Raw genomic sequence first — 18,006 nt, forward strand, 5'->3', positions numbered from 1 at the left:
CCTCCTCGTTGCCCGGCCCCCGCACCTCGCTCCCCCACGTTCTCCGATGACCGGTATGCCAACTGCCCAGCAGACCGAGGGAGTCGTACGTGACCTTTCGCCAGCGTGTCGTCGTCATCATCACCGAGGGAGCCGCGCCCGAGCTGCTGGAGCGGTGGTGCGCGAAGGGCCTCCTGCCCGGGTTCGCCCGGCTGCGCGCGCAGGGCGTCCACGGACCGCTGCGCGCGGAGGGCACGCCGTACGAGCCGCCGGGCCTGCTGAGCGTCCTGACCGGGCGGCGGGCCGGGCGGCACGGCTTCTACTCCTACTGGACCTGTCACGATCCCGAGTACGCCCCGCAGGTCCTCACCTCGAAGGACCGCCGCTTCCCGCTGCTGTGGCAGCAGGAGGTGTTCGCCGGCGTCAGGTTCGCCTCGATCGGCGTGTTCGGCACCCATCCCCCCGAGCCGTTCGACGGCTCGCTGATCACGTATCCGATGTACGCCACCCTCCACGCCTGCCACCCGCGGAGCCTGCAGCGCACCCTGGCGGCGAAAGGCGTCCGGCCGGTCCACGACGTGTCGGTCTTCTGGACCGGCCAGGACCGCGACGAGCTGCTGCCCTCGCTGCTGGAGGCGGACGTCCAGCGCGGGCGCGCGGCGCTCGCGCTGCTGGAGGAGCACGACGTCGTCATCGTCAACCTCACCTCCATCGACCGGACGTCGCACATCTACTGGCAGGAGCTGGAGCGGGGCCCGGAGCACGAGGAGCAGAGCGCCGTCCTCGCCGCCTACCGCACCTGCGACCGCGTCATCCAGGACGTCCTGGACCGGACGGACGACCGCACCACCGTCCTGGCCTTCTCGGAGATCGGTTTCGGGCCGCTGCGCACCTACCACTCCGTCAACACCGAGCTGGAGACCTGCGGCTTCCTCTCCCACGCCGCGGACGGCCGCGCCGAGTGGGCGCGCAGCCGGGCCTTCGAGGCGGTGCAGGGCACGCACGGGGTGAACATCAACCTGCGCGGCCGGTACAAGCACGGCACGGTCGCCGAGCGCGACTACGAGGCGGTGCGCGCCGAGGTGGCGGCGGCGCTGCTGGAGCGGCTCAACCCCCGTACGGGCAGGCCCTTCCTCGCGGCCGTGCACCGGCGCGAGGAGGTTTACGCGGGCGAGGCCCTCCACCTGGCCCCCGACCTCGTCCTGGAGCCGGCGGACTGGCGCTACCTCCCCCTGGGGGACCCGGCGTGGGCCTCCCACGTGCACCGCGACTGGCAGAGCGGCTGGCACCGCCGCGACTCCTACTGGGCCGCGCTGGGCCCGGATTTCTCCGGCGGTGCGGTGCGTTCGCGCGTGGCGGCCCCCGTCGATGTACCCGCAACCGTGTGCGAACTGCTGGGGCGTGACGTCCCGTCGGATTGGGACGGCGTTCCGCTGTCCTGAAATCGCCCCTCAATACGTGGTGTTGACACGCGGAAGCGCCACGGCGATTGGCCAAGGCCGCCGACGGGTCACTAGCCTGCACGGGTCCGGCGCATTCGGACTTCGCGGCCCGGCCGGCCGCCGCTGGAAGGCGGCCGCCTCCCGGAGACCCATTTTAAAGTGCAAGAAGTGCAGGAAAGGAAACGCATGTCAGCAAGGATTTCCCTGTTCGCGGTGGTCGTCGAGGACATGGCCCGGTCGCTTGCGTTCTACCGCCGGCTGGGCGTGGAGATTCCCGCCGAGGCCGACGCCGCGCCGCACGTCGAGGTGGTCCTCGACGGGGGCGTCCGGCTCGCCTGGGACACGGCGGCCACGATCCGCTCGTACGACCCGCAGTGGGAGGCTCCGCGCGGCGGCCACCGCGTCGCCATCGCCTTCGAGTTCCCCGACACCGCGGCCGTGGACGCCAAGTACGCCGAGCTCGTCGACGCCGGCTACGAGGGCCACCTCAAGCCGTGGGACGCCGTGTGGGGCCAGCGCTACGCCATCGTCAAGGACCCCGACGGCACCGTGATCGACCTCTTCGCGCCGCTGCCGCAGTAGCCCTTTTCGCGGAGCCCGGTTCCGGCGACGCGTCCGGGCTCCGCCACCGCCCCCCGTTCTTCTGCTTTTCCGCGTTTCCGCGTTGCCGCGTTGCCGCGTTCTTTGTCTCTGCGTTTCTGCGTTTCTGTGTCTCTGCGTTCCTGTGTTTCCGTGCAACCGTTCTCCGGAAGGTGGGCACCATGGTCTTACGAGCGCCCGGGCGGCGGCGCGAGCCGCGCCGCGCCCTGTCCCCGCTCCCCGCACGTGTCACCCGCGAAGAACTCTCGGCAGGGGCCGCGTTCGTGCCCCGGGAATTCGGCCCCGGCCCGGCCGTGCTGCCGCCGGAGTCCGCCGGCCCCCTGGCTTCCGCCCCGCTGCGCACGCTCCGTTCCGGCATTCTCACCGGGCACCTCGGCGGCCCCTGGCTGAACGGCTTCCCGCGCTACGTCTGGCACCGGTCCGGTGACACCGTCGTGGAATTCCGGCTGACCGGCCGGCGGCCCGGCGAATACAGCGGATACGAACTCCACCCGAGCGAATGGCCGGAAGGGCTGGCGGACCATGCTTCCTGAACTCCAGTTGCACTGGAACTGGCGCGAGGCCCCCGCCGGCGGCCGGGACGAGCTGCAGTCGACCTGGGCCGACCTGCGCATCGCGGTGGGCGCCGAGCCCGTGACCCTCGTCCGCGAGCCCGCCACCGGGACGTACCGCGAGCACATCACCGGCTCCCTCTACCCCCTGGCCGAATGGATCGCCTTCAACTGGTGGTCGCTCGTGGCCGACGCCCGGCCGGGCACCCAGATATCCCAGCTGCGCTTCGCCTACAAGTACGGCGTCGGCGACGACCGCGGCGCGTGGTGGGTGCGCTCGCGCCGCCACGTCCTGCGCGCCGCCTGCGACGGCTTCCGCTGGCCGGACATGCTCTTCGTGCCCGAGGGCCGGGAGACCCGGATCGTGTGGATGCCCGACATGGGTCCCGACGTCCGCCCGGGCGACCGCTTCGCGAGCCGCGGCAACAGCTGTGTGGAGAGCGCGGCGTTCACCGCCGCCCTGGCCTCGTTCGTGGAAGCGGTCGCGGACCGCCTGGCCGGGCAGGGCATCACGGACACCCCGCTGCAGCAGGAGTGGGCGGCGGTCCGCTCCGCCGGCGAGGAGGAGGCCGCCTTCTGCCGCGTCGCCGCGCGCCTGGGCCTCGACCCGTACAGCGAGGCCGAACCGTACGAGGCCGACATCCTCAAGGCCGCCGAGCAGCTGCCCGAACCGCTGGCCACCGACTTCTTCAACGGCGTGCGGCCCGAGCGGATCGCCGACCAGCTGCAGTGGGTGGCCCGGGCGCGCACGCTGATGGGCACGGCCCCCGAGGACGCCGCGCCGGGCCAGGCCCTGGCGGAGCTGCGGGAGGCCTGCGCCGACGTGAGCGAGCGGTTCTTCGCCCCGGGCCGCCTCGACAACCCCTGGCACCTCGGGTACGAGGTGGCGCACCGGGTGCGCGCGTGGGCCGGCCTGGAGGACACCCAGCCCTTCGACCCGGCCCCGTTCATGAGCTACCGCACCGAGCAGGTCCCCTACCTGGACCGCGGGCTGGTCGCCCTCGGCACGCGCCGGGGCGCGGAGGGGCCCGCGCTCGTGTCCTCCCGCCGCTTCACCGACCGCCCCCGCCGCTTCCTGCAGGCCCGGGCGCTGTGGCACCTGATCTGCGACACCGACGACACCTTCCTCATCGCCGCCGCCCACACCCACCGCCAGCACGTGGCCCGGGGCTTCGCCCTGGAGGTACTCGCCCCGGCCCGGGGCATCGCCGCGCTGCTGTCCGACCCGGCACACCTGGTGTCCGCCGAGGACGTGGAGCTGATCGCCGACGACTACGGCTGCGGCAACATCGTCGTGGAGCACCAGCTGGACAACCTCGTCCTGGCGCGGGACTTCGCCGGCTCCGGCCCGGCCCGCACCGGCGCGCGGGGCGACGGGGGCCGGTCCGCATGACCTCACGCGTCCCGCCGCTCTTCCCCTTCCCGCCCGGCCCCCTGGGCACCGTCCCGCCCGCGTTCGACCGGCTCCTGGCCGAGGATCCCGTGCCCGAGGTCCGCCTCGCCGACGGGGCGCGGATCCGCCTGGTCACCCGCCACGAGGACGTGCGGACCGTGCTGGCCGACGACCGCTTCAGCCGGCACCGGGCGGCCCTGCTGCCCGGGCGCGGCTTCGGCCGCTCGCAGGGTTCCGGCATCGTGGACCTCGACCCGCCCGCCCACGCCCGGCTGCGGGGGCCGGTGGCCGCCGCGTTCGGCGCGGAGCGGGCCGCGCGCAGCGTGCCCCGCATCGAGGAGATCGCCGGGGACGTCCTTGCCGGGCTGCCCGCCGGGGACGTCACCGTGGACCTGGTCACGGCCTACACCGCGCCCTTCGCCGGCCGCGTCACCTGCGAGCTGCTGGGGCTGCCCGGCGACCGCTGGCAGGCCGTCACCTCCGACGTGGAGCTCCTGCTGCTGCCCCGGGGAGCCGCCGAGGAGGACCTGGCGGCCGCCCGGGACCGGCTCGGCAAGGCCCTGGGCGACCTGCTCGCCGCGTGCAGGGCCGCTCCCGGAGACAGCGTCGCCCACGTCCTCCTGGCCGCGGGCCCGCAGGACGGCGCCGGGAGCCTGACCGACGAGGACCGCAAGCTGCTCCTCCACGGCCTGGTCATCTCCGGCTTCGTCACCATCCGGGACCTCCTGGCCCGCCACCTCTTCGGCGTGCTCTCCTCCCCCGGCCTCGCCGCCCGGCTGGCCGGCGACCCGGCGCTCGTCCCGGTGGCCGTGTGGGAGCTGCTGCGCTTCTACCCCTCCACCCACGACGGGCTGCTGCGGGTCGCCACCGAGGACGTGATGCTCTCCGGCGGCCGCGTCGCCGCCGGGGAGGCGGTGCTGCCGCTGGTGGCGGCGGCCTGCCGCGACCCGGAGGCCTTCCCCGGCCCGGGCGTCCTCGACGTCGGGCGGATCGCCGACCGCTCCCTCGTCTTCGGCGCCGGCCGGCACGCCTGCCCCGCCGCCGATCTCGCCGTGGCCGAGCTGACCGTGGGCATCGCCCGGCTGCTCTCGGCGTTCCCCGGCACCGCTCTGGCCGTGCCGCCCGAGGCGGTCGAGCACAGCAGCGAACTGCTGCCCCTCGCCGTCCGGTCGCTGCCGGTGGTCCTCGGACCGCGGCACTGACCGGCCCGGCTCCAAGCCCCCGTGCCGGGCGGGCCGGCGCCCTGCGGCCCGCCCGGCGCGGACGCTCGTCCCGCTCCATCCAGAAAGGTTCATCGGTGAATTCAGCAAGCCACCAGTCACCGGGCGCGTCCCTCGCGCTCGGCGCACCGGACGCCGAGGAGCTCAGAGCTCACGTCGCCGGTCCCGTCCTGCTGCCCGGGGAGGAGGGCTTCGACGAGGAGCTCGCCGGCTTCGAGCTGTCCGTCGCGCACCGCCCGGCGGTCGTCGTCGGCGCCACGGGCGCGGCCGACGTCATCGCGGCCGTGCGCTTCGCCGCGGAGCGCGGCCTCGGCGTCGCCGTCCAGGCGACCGGCCACGGCATCTCCCGCCCCGCCACCGACGTGTTCATCGGCACCCGGCGGATGACCGGCGTACGGGTGGACCCGCGGGCCCGCACCGCGCGCATCGAGGCGGGCGTGCGCTGGGAGCAGGTGATCCACGAGGCGGCGGCGCACGGGCTGGCGCCGCTCAACGGCTCGGCGCCGTTCGTCGGGGCGGTCTCGTACTCCCTCGGCGGGGGGCTCGGGCTGCTCTCCCGCAAGTACGGCTTCGCGACCGACCACATCACCTCCTTCGACCTCGTCACGGCCGACGGCACGCTGCTGGAGGTCACCCCCGAGCGCCACCCCGACCTGTTCTGGGGCGTGCGCGGCAGCAAGGGCAACCTCGGCATCGTCACCTCCCTGGAGGTGCGGCTGTTCCCCGTGAGCCGGGTGTACGGGGGCGGGCTGTTCTTCGACGCCGAGTCGACACCGGCCGTGCTCAAGACCTGGCTCGCGTGGGCGCCCCGGATGACGGAGGACATGGCGTCCTCGGTGTTCCTCGCCGAGTACCCCGACGCCGAAGGGCTGCCCGGGCCGCTGCGCGGCCGGTTCGTCACCCACATCCGGCTGGCCTACCTGGGGGAGCCCGAGGAGGCCGAGCGCCACTTCGCCGAGCTCCGGGCGGCCGGCAATGTCGTCATGGACACGGTGGGCTCCCTGCCGTACACGCGCGCCGGGGAGATCCACAACGACCCGCCGGCGCCCGTGGCGAGCTACAGCAAGACCTTCATGCTCCGCCGCCTCGACGAGAAGGCCGCCGACCTGATCCTGCGGCTGGCGGGCCCGGGGACGAACGCGGTGCACGGGGTGGAGCTGCGCCACCTGGGCGGCGCCCTGTCCCGGCCCCCGCAGGTCCCCAGCGCGGTGGGCCACTTCCCCGACGCGGAGTTCAACGCCTACATCGCCTCGCTGGTCGAGCCGGAGACGATCGAGTCCGTCGACCGGGCGCAGCAGGGCTTCGTGGACGCCCTGCGGCCGTGGACGACCCCCGGCGTGTGCCTGAACTTCCTCGCGGGCCACAACACGTCGGTGGACGTCACCCGGGGCGCCTTCACGCCGGAGAACTACGCCCGGCTGCGGGAGCTGAAGGCGCGGCACGACCCGGGCAACGTCTTCCGGTTCAACCCCAACATCCCGCCCCTGCCCGCGTAGCCGGCGTGCGGCGGCCGTCCCGGGGCCCCGTGCTCCGGGGCGGCCGCCGCTCGCGCCTTTCCGGCGGGGCGCTCCTCACGGACGACACAAGGAGACGGTGAGGCCCATGGAGAGCGTGGCCGAGCAGTTCCCCATGTACATCGGCGGCCGGGCCGTGCCGGCTTGTGACGGCGCCGTCCTGCGCAGCTTCGAGCCGGCGACGCGGCGTCATCTGGCGGACGTCCCGAGCGGCGGCCCCGAGGACGTGCGCCGGGCGGTGACGGCCGCGCGGAAGGCCTTCGACGAGGGTCCCTGGCCCCGGATGCCGGCGCGGGAGCGGGCCCGCCTGCTGCGCGCGGTGGCGGAGCGGCTGGCCGGCGAGGCGGCGGACTTCGTACGGCTGGAGGTACGCGACAACGGCGCGACCGTGCGCAAGGCGCGCGAGGCGGACGTGCCGGGTGCGGCGGGGGCGTTCGAGTGGAGCGCCTGGTGGGCGGAGCGGGTGCCGGAGCGGGAGCCGGGGGGCGGCGGCGCGTACGCGGTGTGGCGGCCGGCCGGGGTCGTGGCCGCGATCGTGCCGTGGAACCTGCCGCTGCTGCTGGCCGCCTGGCGGATCGCTCCCGCCGTCGCCGCGGGCAACACGTGTGTGATCAAGCCGGCTTCGTTCGCCTCGCTGTCCGTGCTGCGCCTGGTGCGGCTGCTGCACGAGTGCGGGCTGCCGCCGGGTGTGGTCAACGTGGTCACGGGTCCGGGGGCGGTGACCGGGGAGAGCCTGGTGCGGGCCCCGGGGGTCGATCTCGTGGCGTTCACCGGGTCCGACGAGACCGGTGAGGCCGTACGGCAGGGGGCGGCGTCGGCGGGCACGAGCGCGCGCCTGGACCTGGGGGGCAAGTCGCCCAACCTGGTGCTGGCGGACGCCGATCTGGAGCAGGCCGTGCGGGGTGTGGTGTGGGGGGCGTTCCTCCACAACGGGCAGGTGTGCATGGCGGGCACCCGGGCCGTGGTGCACACGGCCGTCCACGACGAGTTCGTGCGGCTGCTCGTCGAGCGGGTGGGGCGGCTGCGGCTGGGCGACCCGCTGGACGAGGCCACCGACCTGGGTCCGCTGGTGTCGCGCAGCCAGGCCCGCACCGCCCGGCGCTTCACGGAGCTGGGCCTGTCCCAGGGGGCCCGGCTGGCGTGCGGCGGCGCTTCCCCGGCCGCGGGCGAGCTGGGCGAGGGGCTGGACGCGGCCGCGTACTTCCGGCCCACGGTGCTGACCTCGGTGGGTGAGCGGGACGCCGTCGCGCAGGAGGAGATCTTCGGGCCGGTGCTGTCCGTCCTGCGTGCCGACGGTGACGAGGAGGCGGTGCGGATCGCCAACGGCACCCGCTACCGGCTCAGCGCCGGGGTCTGGTCCGCCGATCCGGCGCGGGCGCGCGCCGTCGCCGAGCGGCTGCGCGCGGACCGGGTGTGGGTCAACGACTACCGTCTCGTCGACCTGGAACGGCCCGGCGGGGCGGGGGGCTCCTCCGCCGTCTGGGAGCGGCTGACGAACGAACTGGACGCCTACCGGCGGCGGCACACGGTGCACGGGGAGGGGCGGCCGGCCGGGCCGCCCACTCCCTACGCGCTGCTGGGCGGATGAGGTCAGGCCACGGGCCGGCGGGAGCCGCGCGGCGGGAGGCCGAGGAGCGCCCGGAGGGTGGGGGCGACGTCGTAGAGCGAGAGGCCGCCGGCGGGTCCGGGGGTGACGCCGGGCGCGCTGAGGGCGAAGATGCCGGTGTCGCCGTGGTTGGCGTGGTCCGGCCCGGTGTCGTTCTCCGTGGTGTAGAGGCCCTTGCCCATGCCGAGCGTGGCCAGGGCCCGCCAGCGCAGGTTCCCGACGTAGACCAGGAGGTCGGGGGCGATGCCGTTGACCTCCGGGTAGAGCTCGCCGGGGCGCAGTGCGCGGGTGCCCATCGGCTGCCCCTGGTCGTCCGGCACGGCCTCCAGGGCCGCCGCAAGCAGGTCGCGGGTGCTCTCGTACTCGGCGGCGGGGATCGTGCCGTGCGGCTCCCTGCCCTCGACGTTGAGGAAGATCCGCCCGTAGTAGCCGCCCTCGGCCCAGGCGGTGGTGCGCTTCCAGTCGATGCGGGCGGCGCTCACGGGGGTGGGACCCGCGGGCTCCTCGGTGAGGACGAGGAGGCCCTCCTTGCGGAGCCACTCGTTGATGAAGAAGCCGCCCACCATGGGCTGTGCCCCGTGGTCGGAGACGACCAGCACGGCGGTGTCCTCGGGCAGGCACTCCAGGAAGCGGCCCAGGTGCCGGTCGAGGGCGCGGTAGTAGTCGCGGAACAGGCCCGCGTGGGCGTTGCCGGGCTCGTGCCGGGGGTGGCCGGGGTCGCAGTACTTCCAGAAGCCGTGGTGCAGGCGGTCGGGCCCCATGTCCACGAAGGAGAGGAAGTCCCACTCCTGGGTGGTCGCGAGGTGGCGGGCGACCTCGAAGCGCTGCTCGCTCATGTCGAAGATCTGCTGCGAGACACGGCCGAGCTCGGGGGAACGGAAGTCCTCGACGTCCAGGGCGTAGCCGCCGGTGAGCTCGTGCAGTTCGCCGGCGAGGCCGGGCGGCGAGGTGTACTGCGCCTGCGTGGACGGGGCCAGGAAGCAGGAGACCATCGCTCCGCGGATGGGGGCGGGCGGGTAGGTGCCGGGCACGCCGAGGACGACGCTGGGGCGCCCGGCCTCCGTCATCTCGTCCCAGATCCGCGGGGCCCGGATGCTGTGGGAGGTGGCGAACTTCAGCGGGCCGTAGTCGTGGGCGGCACGGTCCCGGAATCCGTAGACGCCGAGTTCGCCCGGCGTGCGGCCCGACATCATGCAGGACCAGGCGGGCATCGTGATGGGCGGGTCGACACTGCGCATCGGCCCCCACAGGGAATTGCGGCGCAGTGCGGTGAACACCGGCATGTCGCCGGCGAACCGGTCGAACATGTACTGCGGAGTCGCGGAGTCGAGGCCTATCACGGCCACTTTACGGGCAGCGGGCATCGGGGATTCCTCTCGGACGAAAGAGGTGCGCTGAGCACAGCTCGCGACCGTGCGCGGAGAAAACAGCGGCGAAGACCTGGGCGCCGGTCCCGGTCAGAAAACATACGCGCCGCCGGAGATATACGACAGGGGGCAGGAGGACGATGAGGATCAGCATTGCGCTGCCGAATACCGTGCCGGGTGCGGACGGACGCCTTTTGACGGAATGGGCGAAGAGGGCCGAGGCCCGCGGATTCGCCTCGCTGGCCGTCACGGACCGCCTGGTGTACCCGGGCCACGACCCGCTGCTCGCCCTGGCGGCCGCGGCCGCGGTGACCTCCCGCACCGGGCTGCTGACCAACGTCCTGATCGGCCCGCTGCGCACGGCGCCGGTGCTGGCCAAGTCGGTGGCCTCGCTGGCGTCGCTGGCCCCGGGGCGGCTCGTCCTGGGGATGGGGCCGGGGGTGCGGGAGGACGACTTCGAGGCCGCGGGACGCTCCTTCGCGGGGCGCCGCGCGGCCTTCGAGGAGCAGCTGCGGCAGCTCGGGCGCGGCGCGGCGGGCGGGACCGGCGCGGGGGTGCCGGTGCTGGTGGGCGGGCTGAGCGAGGCGGCCGTGCGCCGCGTGGTGCGCTGGGCGGACGGCTGGACGGCGCCGGGCCTGGAGCCGGAGGCGATCCTGCCGTTCGCCGCCCGGGTGCGCCGCGCCTGGTCGGAGGCGGGGCGCTCCGGTGCGCCGCGCATCGTCGCGCTGGCGCGCTTCGCGCTGGGCGAGGACGTGCAGCGGGAGTCGGCTGCGTTCGTGCGGGACTACTTCTCGGTGCTGGGCGCGCAGGCCGAGGAGTTCGTGGCGAAGACGCCCCGCACGCCGGAGGAGATCCGCCGGACCGTCGAGGTGCTGGCCGGCGGCGGGGTGGACGAGGTGGTCCTGCACCCCACCGCGGCCGCGCTGTCGCAGGTGGACCGGCTGGCGGACGTCCTGCTCCCCTAGTGGGGCTCCGCCGCTCGCTCCTCGCGGGCGAAGCGCAGGGCCCGCTCGACGCCGTCCAGCCGGAAGGGGTGCCCGACCTGGAAGATCAGGTGCCGGGCGCCCGCGGCCACCAGCCGGTGCAGCTCGTCGCCGCTCTGGTCGCGGGTGACGAAGGCGCTGCGCTCGATCGCCGCCGGGTCGCGGCCCACTTCGGCGCACCACCGGTCGAGGACGCGGTTGCCCTCGGCGAAGCGCCAGGCCATGGTGTTCCAGATGGTGGCGCGTTCGGCGGCGAAGCGCAGCAGGCGCCTGCGGCCGTCGCCGCCGATCAGCAGGGGCAGGTCGCCCACCGGGCCGGGGCTCAGGCGGGCGAGCCTGCGGTCGATGCGGGCCACGGCGTCGACGAGTCCGGCGACGCGCTCGCCCGCTCCGGGGACGGGGTATCCGTACTCCTTCAGGTCGCGCTCGAACCAGCCCGCGCCCATGCCCAGGGTCAGGCGGCCGTCGCTGAGGTGGTCGACGGTGCGGGCCATGTCGGCGAGCAGGTCGGGGTTGCGGTAGGCGTAGTTGGTGACGAGGGTGCCCACGCGGGCGGCGCGGGTGTCGGCGGCGAGGGCCGCCAGCAGGGTCCACGCCTCGTAGTGGCTGCCGTCGGGGTCGCCGGTGAGCGGGAAGAAGTGGTCCCACAGCCACAGCGAGTCCACGCCGAGGGAGTCGGCCGCGCGCCAGGCGGCGCGCAGTTCGCGTACGGAGGTGTGCTGGGGGGTCAGCCAGACCCCGATCCTGATGCGCCCGTCCGGTCGCGTGGGTGCGTACGTCATCGGGGAACCGCCCTTCCGGCGCGTGCGGGGGAATCATGTCGCGGGGATTACTGCGTAGTTGATCCGGGGTGCCGTTGTTCCGGTGTGCTGTTGTTCCGGGTATTGGCGGCTGCTAGCCTCGCCATATGCGCGCGACTCTGACGAATGACGTCGAAACTGCCGCACGAGACCTCGCCGATCACGGTTACTGCCTGCTGGAGTGCCCGATTTCGCCGGGCGCCTTCGAAAGGCTCAGAAGCCGTCTGCTGGATGTCGCCGGGCAGGAGCGCGGAGACGGTTCCGCCTTTCTCTACGACGGCGGCAACCAGCGCGTCTTCAGCCTGCTCAACAAGGGCCGGGAATTCGAGGAGAACGTCCAGGACCCCACCGTCATGCGCTTGATGGAGGAGCTGCTGGGCGTCGGTTTCCTGCTCTCCAGCACCCATGCCAACATCGCCGGCCCCGGCGGGGCCCCGATGCACCTGCACGCCGACCAGACCTTCGCCCGCCCGCCCTGGCCGCCGTACGCTCTGGTGGCCAACAGCATGTGGATGCTGGACGACTTCACCGCGGAGAACGGCGCGACCCGCCTGGTGCCGGGCTCCCATCTGCTGGGCCGGCAGCCGGACTACGAGCGGGGCGAGGGCAACACCGCGACCGTCCCGGTGTGCGCGCCGGCCGGCAGCGTGATGGTCTTCGACGGCCGCCTGTGGCACCAGACGGGCGCCAACACCACGGGCCGGCCGCGCCACGGCATCCTCAACTACTACTGCCGCGGCTACGTGCGCCAGCAGCAGAACTTCTTCACCGGCCTGAAGGAGGAGGTCGCCGCCCGCGCCGAGCCGGGGCTGCGCCGCCTGCTGGGCTTCGAGAACTACTTCTCGCTCGGGATGACCGACGGCCTGCCGTAACCGTGCACGGAAGGGGAGGGATTCATGCCGGGAAGGCTGATGGCCCCGGTGGCCCGGCTGGTCGTGGTGACCGGCGGGGCCACCGCAGACGGTGCAGAGAGGTGGCAGCAGGCGCTCGCTCCCGAAGTGACGCTCGGCCCGGGCCCCGAGGGTCTCGCCGGGCCGCCCGGCGACGCCCTGCCCCGGGCCCTGTTCACCACCGGTGACCGGGTGGGCGCCGTGCCGGCCGCGGCCGTGCGCGCCGATCCGCCGCTCTCCCACGTGCTGCTGTGGGCCGGCGACCGGCAGCCGGAGGAGAACTGCGGGGCGGCCGGCCGGCTGTCCTGCCCGGTGACGGTGCTGGTTCCCATGGCCGCGCGCGCGGCCCGGGCCTGCGCCCACCGCTGGCGCGGCCTCACCGACGGGCCCTTCACCGTACGGCTCCTGCCGCCCGGCTGCCCGCTGCCCGCTGCGTGCGACGCGGAGAGCGCGCGGCTGATCAAGGAGGAGCTGCAGGTGTGGCCGGCGTGACGCGGCGCGGTGCGGCACGGCGGGCCGTCAGCCTTCCGGGACCATGAGGGTCAGGGCCCGGGCCGCCATCCGGTAGCCCAGGGCCCCCATGCCCATCACGACGCCGGACGACAGCGGCGCGGTCACCGACACGTGCCGGAAGGCCTCCCGGCCCCACACGTTGCTCAGGTGGACCTCCAGCCACGGCGGCCCGAAGTCCGCCAGAGCGTCGCGCAGCGACCAGCCCGCGACCATCAGCGCGCCCGGGTTCACGATCGCCCCCGCCACGTCCCGGTGCCGCTCCAGGAGGTCGACGAGCTCGCCCTCGCCGTTGCGCTGCTCGGCGACCAGGCCCCAGCCGCGGCCGCGGATCTCCTCGGCGACCTCGGCCTCGATCTCGGCGAGGGTCCGCGTCCCGTAGATCTCCGGCTGCCGCTTGCCCAGCGTCCCCAGGTTGGGCCCGTTGAGCAACAACACCCTGTCCATGCTCCTCCTCGGCGTCTCGCGTCAGGCCACCAGGGCCTTGTACAGGTCCGCGGGCGTGGCCCGGGCCACGTCGGCGTCGTCGGGGAGCTCGGCCCCGAGCTCCTCCTCCAGGACGACGGTGAGCTCGATGACCCGTACGGAGTCCACCGCCAGTTGCTCACCGAGGGGCGTGTGGGGATCCAGCACGGTGTCCCGGGCCCCCAGCGTCCGGGACACCAGGGTCAGGAATTCCTCCAGCGCGGGCACGTCGGCCACGGTCGTGCGCTCCTTCCCGGTCGTGCGCCGCCGGCCGTGGCGCGGGGGCCGTCCCGGCGGGCGCAGCGGCAGGTCCTGTTCGTAGGGCAGGCCGAGCCGCAACGCGGTTTCGGCCTTGGCCAGTTCGCCGCCCAGGTACCCGGCGTGGGCGGGGTCCTCGATCACACCGGCCTCCAGGAGCCCCAGGAGCATCGTCTCTCCCCGGGTCCCGTGCATCTCGTGGCGGGGCGTCACGTCGGAGCCGTAGTGGCGCAGCCGTATGCGCCCGTGCACGCGGTCCACGGTGATCACGACGAAGCCGTCGATGCCCGTCTCCAGGGGCCTGCGCCGCCCCACCGGGTGCAGCGGCTCGAAGGCGGGGTCCGGCGGGGCGACCGCCGCGTCCACGGCGTACGGGACCGCACGGCCGCCGGAGCCGTCCGCGGGGGGCGGGGTGTCGCGCAGGGCGGAGACCAGTGCCGCGACGGCAGCGCGCAGCACTGCCGGGTCGCGTTCGCCGCGCAGGTCCACGAGCCGGACGCGGGCGCGCACCTCCTCGACCTCCCGCGGGGTCACCGACCGCAGGACGGGCAGGTGGCCGGCGGCGCCGGGGATGCGTCCGCTGCCGGGCCGCAGCCCGCGCCGGAAGAGGGCGACGAGGCTCTGCCCGGCCAGGAAGCGGGGCGAGTCGCGGCCGCAGACGAGCAGCCCGCGGACCGCCCGCTCGCGCGCCAGGGTCCGGACGATCTCCTCGATGCCCAGGTTGGCGGTCATCAGGGTGCCCGCGACGGCCACGCCGGGCAGGCGGGCCAGCGGCTCGACGAGTTCCCTGCTGCTGAGGCTGCAGACGGCCACCCGCGCCGGTGCGGGCTCCGCCGCGCCCTCCCCCGGTCTCACCACGTGGCTCCGCTGCCCTCCCCGGTGTACTGGCGCGGCAGGCCGCCGGGGCGTTCCCTGGGGATGGTCGAGCTGACCTCGGCGACGCGGGCGCCGAGCCGCGTGAGCGCCTTGCCGACGCGCAGCTGCTCGTCGCGCAGCAGCTCCATGCGGTCGTGGAAGTACCGCTCGACGTCCACCACCTGCCGGGCCTGCTCGGCGGGGTCGAGGGTGTCGTTCATGACGGCTTCGAGGTTGGCCGTGAAGAAGCCGTAGTTGTAGCGGCCCATCTCCTGGCGGACCTCGTGCACGCGGGCCTTGAAGGCCTCCATGACGTCGTCGACGCCGGGGAGCGCGCCGAACTTGCGGTGCAGGCGCGAGATGAAGGTCTGCAGCACGACGTTGTAGGTCTCGAAGGCGAACACGGAGGACTGCTCGGTGATGACGCCGTGGTGGTGGTAGTCGTCGTTGTTGTAGAGCCGGGCGAAGTGCTTGGCGAGCCGTCCGACCCGGGGGTCCTTGAACTCGTAGCCGTACGGGTCGAGGCGGTCGAGGTAGCTGTCGTTCAGCAGGCCGTCGCCCTCCATGCGGCGCACGATGGCGGTGCCGGGGTAGATCTCCAGGCGCTCGGTCATCCGCCGCAGGTTGTGCCCGGAGTTGTCGCGCAGGAACGCGGCGTTCGCGAGGAGCGTCTCCACGGTGGCGTACGGGTGGAAGGGGATGAAGCCCATGGCCAGGTAGACGCCGTGCTCGCGCAGCATCCTGATGATGGTGACGTTGTCCTCGACGGTCGCGCGCTTCTCCCACAGCAGGAGCTCCTCGGCCGTGCCGGCCTCGATGCCGACGTTGACCTTCTCCAGCCCCGAGGCGACCAGCAGGTCGAGCACGGCGTGGTCCTCGGGGGTGTCGCGCCAGTTCTCGGCGCGCATGCAGACGTTGTAGTAGATCTCCAGGCCGCGGTCGAGGATGCCGTTGGCGATGGCCGTGACGCGTTTCTTGCCCACACGCCCGCCGTCGGGGTCCTCGAAGGTGGAGTCCACGAAGTCGAAGGTGCGGAACTGGTGGCGCTCGACGATGGCGGCGACTTCTTCCACGATCTGCTCGGGGCCGCGGCCGCGCCAGGCCTTGCCGGCCTGCACCCGGTTCTTCAGGTGCGGGGCGGAGCAGAAGGCGCAGTTGGCGACGCAGCCCCGGCTGGTGCTCACCCGGACGTACTCCAGTTTGTCGCCGTGCTGGCTGAGCTGGTCCCGGGCGGGGAAGGGCAGGTCCTCCAGATTGTGGATGAGGGGCCGGGCGGGGTTCTGGCGCGGTGTGCCGTCGGCGTCGCGGTAGCAGATGCCGCGCACGGAGGAGAGCGGCTCCTTCAGGTAGAGCCGCTGGACCAGGTCCAGGACGGTGGGTTCGCCCTCGCCGACGGCGACGACGTCGGCCCAGGGGTTGTTGCGCAGCACGTCCAGGCCGGCGAAGGTGCCGGCGGGCCCGCCGCAGGCGATCACCGTGCCGGGGAGCTCCTCCCGCAGGAGCCGGCACAGCGTCAGGCAGCTGCCCAGGTTGAGGCTCATCAGGGTGAAGCAGACGAGGTCGGGCCGGTAGTCCTTGAGCGCCTCCACCGCGGCGGCGGCCTCGTCGTCGCCGTGCTCCACCTCCCTGATCTCGGCGGTGAAGCCCGTGTGGCGCAGGACGCTGGTCATGTAGGCCACGCCCAGGTGCTCGGGCGACATCACGAGGTCGCCGTCGAGGAGGATGAGGAAGCTGACCCGGAAGGACGCGGGGTCCGTGATGCGCGGGTCGAGCGTCAGGTCGAGCGTTCCCGGTTTGGGCGCCGAAGATACCAGACCGAGATCCTGCTTCATCACTGCTCCCTGGTGTCGAGGGGGGCCGGTGGGCCGCCGGGCGGCCGGTCCGCCGTGCCGAGCACGGGCGTGCCGTCGAGGCCGTCCGGGCGGATGCCGATCGACGCGAGGACGGTGGGGGCCACGTCCGTCATGTCGTACGGCGCGGCGGCCCGCCCGGGGGCCGGAGGGGCGGCGCCGCGCCGGTAGAGGACCGCGTCGTGGCGGGTGTGGGTGCCGCTGAGGACGTCGGTGCGCACGGTGGCGGTGCCGCCCCAGCCGCCGCGCAGCTGGATGCCGGGCGCGGGCACGGCCACGAGGTCGGGCGCGTGGTCCAGGAGGGGGCCGTGGTAGACCTCGGCCGCGCGGTGGAGGGAGCGCAGCAGCGGCGGCCCGTCGGTGTCGGGGCCGATCCGGGTGCCGTCGCAGCGCAGGGCGGTGAGTTCCCGGGCGATCTCGGCGGCGGCGTCGTCCGCGTCGGCGTCGGTGAGGGCGCCGCCCGGGAAGCGGCTCTTGCGGTTGAGGTAGATGCGGGCGGGGTCGAGGGCGAAGGCGGTGCTGCGGGCGTCGAGCGCGTCCGGCCGCGGGCAGGCGTCGAGCGGGGCGAGCCAGCCGGACTCCCTGAGCCAGGCGTTGAGGTAGACCTGGTGTGCGGCGGGGCCGAAGCCGTGGTCGCTCATCAGGAAGAGCTCGGTGCCGGCGGGGAGGGCGGCGACGAGGGCGGCGACGCTGTCGTCGACGAGGCGGTGGAAGACACGCAGCCGCTCGTGCAGGGGGTGGCCGGGGTCGGTGACGGCGCGCCACAGGAAGTGGTAGACGCGGTCGGTCTCGGTGAGGACGGTGACCGCGAGGTCCCAGGGTTCGTGGCGCAGGAGGTGGTCCATGGCGCGGGTGCGGGCGCGCAGGGCGCGCTCGGCCCGGTCGAGAAAGGCGGCGGGACCGGCGGCGACGTCGCCGACCTCGACGTCGAGTTCGTAGCCGAGGCCGCGCAGCAGGGGCAGCAGCCGGGGCGGGCTGACGGCGCGTTGGAAGTCGGGGGCGACGAAGCCGGAGACGACCGCGCCGCCGGTGGCGGGGGCGGGGTAGGTGCCGGGGACGTTCAGGCACAGGGTGCGCCGGCCGGCCCGGGCGGCGAGTTCCCACAGCGGGGGTTCCCGGAGGTCGGGCAGGCCCGGGAAGCGGATGCCGTAGCCGCCGCCGGGCGTGAGGTCGGTGAAGCCGTAGATGCCGTGCCGGCCGGGGTTGGTCCCGGTGAGGAAGGTGGCCCAGGACGTCGAGCTGATCTCGGGCACGGGGGCGAGGAGTTCGGCGCAGCGGCCCTCGGCGAGCAGCCCGGCGACGCGGGGCATGGTGCCCTCGGCGGCGAGCCGGGTCAGCAGGGACCGGGGCATGCCGTCGAGCCCGATGACCAGGGCGCGTTCGGCGGCCGTGCTCACGCCATGCGCTCGCGGACGTAGCCGGCCAGCAGGTCGAGGCTGTCGATGAGCTTGATCGACAGGTCTTCGTCGGCGATCTCGATGCCGAACTCGCTCTCGACCCAGATGAGGAACTCGATGGTGTTGATCGAGTCGAGGCCCAGCTTGTCCACGAGCCCCTGGTCGGGTACGTCCGAGGGCTCCATGGGGAGCTCCAGGGAGTCGACGAGCACCTTGCGGAGGCGGTCCTTGATCTCGTCGGTGGCGGTCTTCTCCATGCGCGGAAACCTTTCTCCTCAACTCCGTCGGAGCGGTGGGGTGCCGGGGGCCCGCGGGGCGGCCGCGGG

General features: G+C 74.0%; 17 protein-coding genes. 10 read left to right on the forward strand and 7 right to left on the reverse strand.

Features of this window, described 5'->3' with window-relative positions:
- Positions 1-89 precede the first annotated feature (89 nt).
- The 7 genes from ACSNOH_RS23475 to ACSNOH_RS23505 all read left to right on the forward strand — a co-directional run bounded on the left by ACSNOH_RS23475 (position 90) and on the right by ACSNOH_RS23505 (position 8,287).
- A complete protein-coding gene (locus ACSNOH_RS23475) occupies positions 90-1,421 on the forward strand; it encodes an alkaline phosphatase family protein (protein WP_436723406.1) in 1,332 nt (443 codons plus the stop codon).
- A gap of 186 nt (positions 1,422-1,607) precedes the next feature.
- The gene (locus tag ACSNOH_RS23480) at positions 1,608-2,003 is read left to right on the forward strand and encodes a VOC family protein (RefSeq protein WP_436723407.1); all 396 of its coding nucleotides are present in this window, start codon (positions 1,608-1,610) and stop codon (positions 2,001-2,003) included.
- Positions 2,004-2,182: 179 nt separating this feature from the next.
- On the forward strand, positions 2,183-2,554 hold the full coding sequence (locus ACSNOH_RS23485; RefSeq protein ID WP_436723408.1) for a hypothetical protein: 372 nt from the start codon (positions 2,183-2,185) through the stop codon (positions 2,552-2,554).
- Positions 2,544-3,965 carry a hypothetical protein gene (locus ACSNOH_RS23490; RefSeq protein ID WP_436723409.1) on the forward strand — a complete coding sequence of 474 codons (1,422 nt, stop codon included), beginning with the start codon at positions 2,544-2,546 and terminating at the stop codon, positions 3,963-3,965. Before ACSNOH_RS23485 ends, ACSNOH_RS23490 begins: the two co-directional genes overlap by 11 nt.
- On the forward strand, positions 3,962-5,167 hold the full coding sequence (locus tag ACSNOH_RS23495) for a cytochrome P450 (RefSeq protein WP_436723410.1): 1,206 nt from the start codon (positions 3,962-3,964) through the stop codon (positions 5,165-5,167). Before ACSNOH_RS23490 ends, ACSNOH_RS23495 begins: the two co-directional genes overlap by 4 nt.
- 95 nt (positions 5,168-5,262) lie before the next feature.
- A complete protein-coding gene (locus tag ACSNOH_RS23500) occupies positions 5,263-6,681 on the forward strand; it encodes an FAD-binding oxidoreductase (RefSeq protein WP_436723411.1) in 1,419 nt (472 codons plus the stop codon).
- A 106-nt stretch (positions 6,682-6,787) separates the two neighbouring features.
- Positions 6,788-8,287, forward strand: a complete 1,500-nt coding sequence (locus ACSNOH_RS23505; RefSeq protein ID WP_436723412.1) for an aldehyde dehydrogenase family protein — start codon at positions 6,788-6,790, stop codon at positions 8,285-8,287.
- 2 nt (positions 8,288-8,289) lie between these two features.
- On the opposite strand, the gene ACSNOH_RS23510 is transcribed toward ACSNOH_RS23505, so the two are convergent.
- Positions 8,290-9,669, reverse strand: coding sequence for an alkaline phosphatase family protein (locus tag ACSNOH_RS23510; protein WP_436723413.1), 1,380 nt, complete (start codon positions 9,667-9,669; stop codon positions 8,290-8,292).
- A 143-nt stretch (positions 9,670-9,812) separates the two neighbouring features.
- Between ACSNOH_RS23510 and ACSNOH_RS23515 the strand changes: the two genes are divergently transcribed.
- Entirely contained in the window at positions 9,813-10,637 is an 825-nt protein-coding gene (locus ACSNOH_RS23515) for an LLM class flavin-dependent oxidoreductase (RefSeq protein WP_436723414.1), read from the forward strand.
- Here the strand turns inward: ACSNOH_RS23515 and ACSNOH_RS23520 are convergent.
- Positions 10,634-11,437, reverse strand: a complete 804-nt coding sequence (locus ACSNOH_RS23520; RefSeq protein WP_436723415.1) for an LLM class F420-dependent oxidoreductase — start codon at positions 11,435-11,437, stop codon at positions 10,634-10,636. The genes ACSNOH_RS23515 and ACSNOH_RS23520 overlap by 4 nt on opposite strands.
- 125 nt (positions 11,438-11,562) lie before the next feature.
- Here ACSNOH_RS23520 and ACSNOH_RS23525 point away from each other — a divergent pair, with 125 nt between their 5' ends.
- A complete protein-coding gene (locus ACSNOH_RS23525) occupies positions 11,563-12,327 on the forward strand; it encodes a phytanoyl-CoA dioxygenase family protein (RefSeq protein WP_436723416.1) in 765 nt (254 codons plus the stop codon).
- 24 nt (positions 12,328-12,351) lie between these two features.
- The gene (locus ACSNOH_RS23530; protein WP_436723417.1) at positions 12,352-12,837 is read left to right on the forward strand and encodes a hypothetical protein; all 486 of its coding nucleotides are present in this window, start codon (positions 12,352-12,354) and stop codon (positions 12,835-12,837) included.
- A gap of 27 nt (positions 12,838-12,864) precedes the next feature.
- On the opposite strand, the gene ACSNOH_RS23535 is transcribed toward ACSNOH_RS23530, so the two are convergent.
- From ACSNOH_RS23535 to ACSNOH_RS23555, 5 genes are read right to left on the reverse strand one after another with little or no spacing between them, the layout of a single operon-like run.
- The gene (locus tag ACSNOH_RS23535) at positions 12,865-13,302 is read right to left on the reverse strand and encodes a type II 3-dehydroquinate dehydratase (protein WP_436723418.1); all 438 of its coding nucleotides are present in this window, start codon (positions 13,300-13,302) and stop codon (positions 12,865-12,867) included.
- 21 nt (positions 13,303-13,323) lie between these two features.
- Positions 13,324-14,436 carry a DUF4346 domain-containing protein gene (locus ACSNOH_RS23540; RefSeq protein WP_436723419.1) on the reverse strand — a complete coding sequence of 371 codons (1,113 nt, stop codon included), beginning with the start codon at positions 14,434-14,436 and terminating at the stop codon, positions 13,324-13,326.
- Entirely contained in the window at positions 14,430-16,265 is a 1,836-nt protein-coding gene (locus ACSNOH_RS23545) for a cobalamin-dependent protein (protein ID WP_436723420.1), read from the reverse strand. Before ACSNOH_RS23545 ends, ACSNOH_RS23540 begins: the two co-directional genes overlap by 7 nt.
- Positions 16,265-17,680 carry an alkaline phosphatase family protein gene (locus ACSNOH_RS23550; protein ID WP_436723421.1) on the reverse strand — a complete coding sequence of 472 codons (1,416 nt, stop codon included), beginning with the start codon at positions 17,678-17,680 and terminating at the stop codon, positions 16,265-16,267. Before ACSNOH_RS23550 ends, ACSNOH_RS23545 begins: the two co-directional genes overlap by 1 nt.
- Positions 17,677-17,937: an acyl carrier protein gene (locus tag ACSNOH_RS23555; protein ID WP_058042900.1), complete on the reverse strand. Its 261-nt coding sequence runs from the start codon at positions 17,935-17,937 to the stop codon at positions 17,677-17,679. Before ACSNOH_RS23555 ends, ACSNOH_RS23550 begins: the two co-directional genes overlap by 4 nt.
- Positions 17,938-18,006 lie beyond the last annotated feature (69 nt).

It is taken from the genome of Streptomyces sp. URMC 127 (assembly GCF_051386535.1).
Classification (GTDB): Bacteria; Actinomycetota; Actinomycetes; order Streptomycetales; family Streptomycetaceae; genus Streptomyces.

What these genes read in the sequence shown, in the direction of transcription:
- ACSNOH_RS23480 (WP_436723407.1), top strand. Translation starts at nt 1,608, where the DNA reads ATGTCAGCAAGGATTTCCCTGTTCGCGGTGGTCGTCGAGGACATGGCC.
- ACSNOH_RS23485 (WP_436723408.1), top strand. Translation starts at nt 2,183, where the DNA reads ATGGTCTTACGAGCGCCCGGGCGGCGGCGCGAGCCGCGCCGCGCCCTG.
- ACSNOH_RS23490 (WP_436723409.1), top strand. Translation starts at nt 2,544, where the DNA reads ATGCTTCCTGAACTCCAGTTGCACTGGAACTGGCGCGAGGCCCCCGCC.
- ACSNOH_RS23495 (WP_436723410.1), top strand. Translation starts at nt 3,962, where the DNA reads ATGACCTCACGCGTCCCGCCGCTCTTCCCCTTCCCGCCCGGCCCCCTG.
- ACSNOH_RS23505 (WP_436723412.1), top strand. Translation starts at nt 6,788, where the DNA reads ATGGAGAGCGTGGCCGAGCAGTTCCCCATGTACATCGGCGGCCGGGCC.
- ACSNOH_RS23510 (WP_436723413.1), bottom strand. Translation starts at nt 9,669, where the DNA reads ATGCCCGCTGCCCGTAAAGTGGCCGTGATAGGCCTCGACTCCGCGACT.
- ACSNOH_RS23515 (WP_436723414.1), top strand. Translation starts at nt 9,813, where the DNA reads ATGAGGATCAGCATTGCGCTGCCGAATACCGTGCCGGGTGCGGACGGA.
- ACSNOH_RS23520 (WP_436723415.1), bottom strand. Translation starts at nt 11,437, where the DNA reads ATGACGTACGCACCCACGCGACCGGACGGGCGCATCAGGATCGGGGTC.
- ACSNOH_RS23525 (WP_436723416.1), top strand. Translation starts at nt 11,563, where the DNA reads ATGCGCGCGACTCTGACGAATGACGTCGAAACTGCCGCACGAGACCTC.
- ACSNOH_RS23530 (WP_436723417.1), top strand. Translation starts at nt 12,352, where the DNA reads ATGCCGGGAAGGCTGATGGCCCCGGTGGCCCGGCTGGTCGTGGTGACC.
- ACSNOH_RS23535 (WP_436723418.1), bottom strand. Translation starts at nt 13,302, where the DNA reads ATGGACAGGGTGTTGTTGCTCAACGGGCCCAACCTGGGGACGCTGGGC.
- ACSNOH_RS23545 (WP_436723420.1), bottom strand. Translation starts at nt 16,265, where the DNA reads ATGAAGCAGGATCTCGGTCTGGTATCTTCGGCGCCCAAACCGGGAACG.
- ACSNOH_RS23555 (WP_058042900.1), bottom strand. Translation starts at nt 17,937, where the DNA reads ATGGAGAAGACCGCCACCGACGAGATCAAGGACCGCCTCCGCAAGGTG.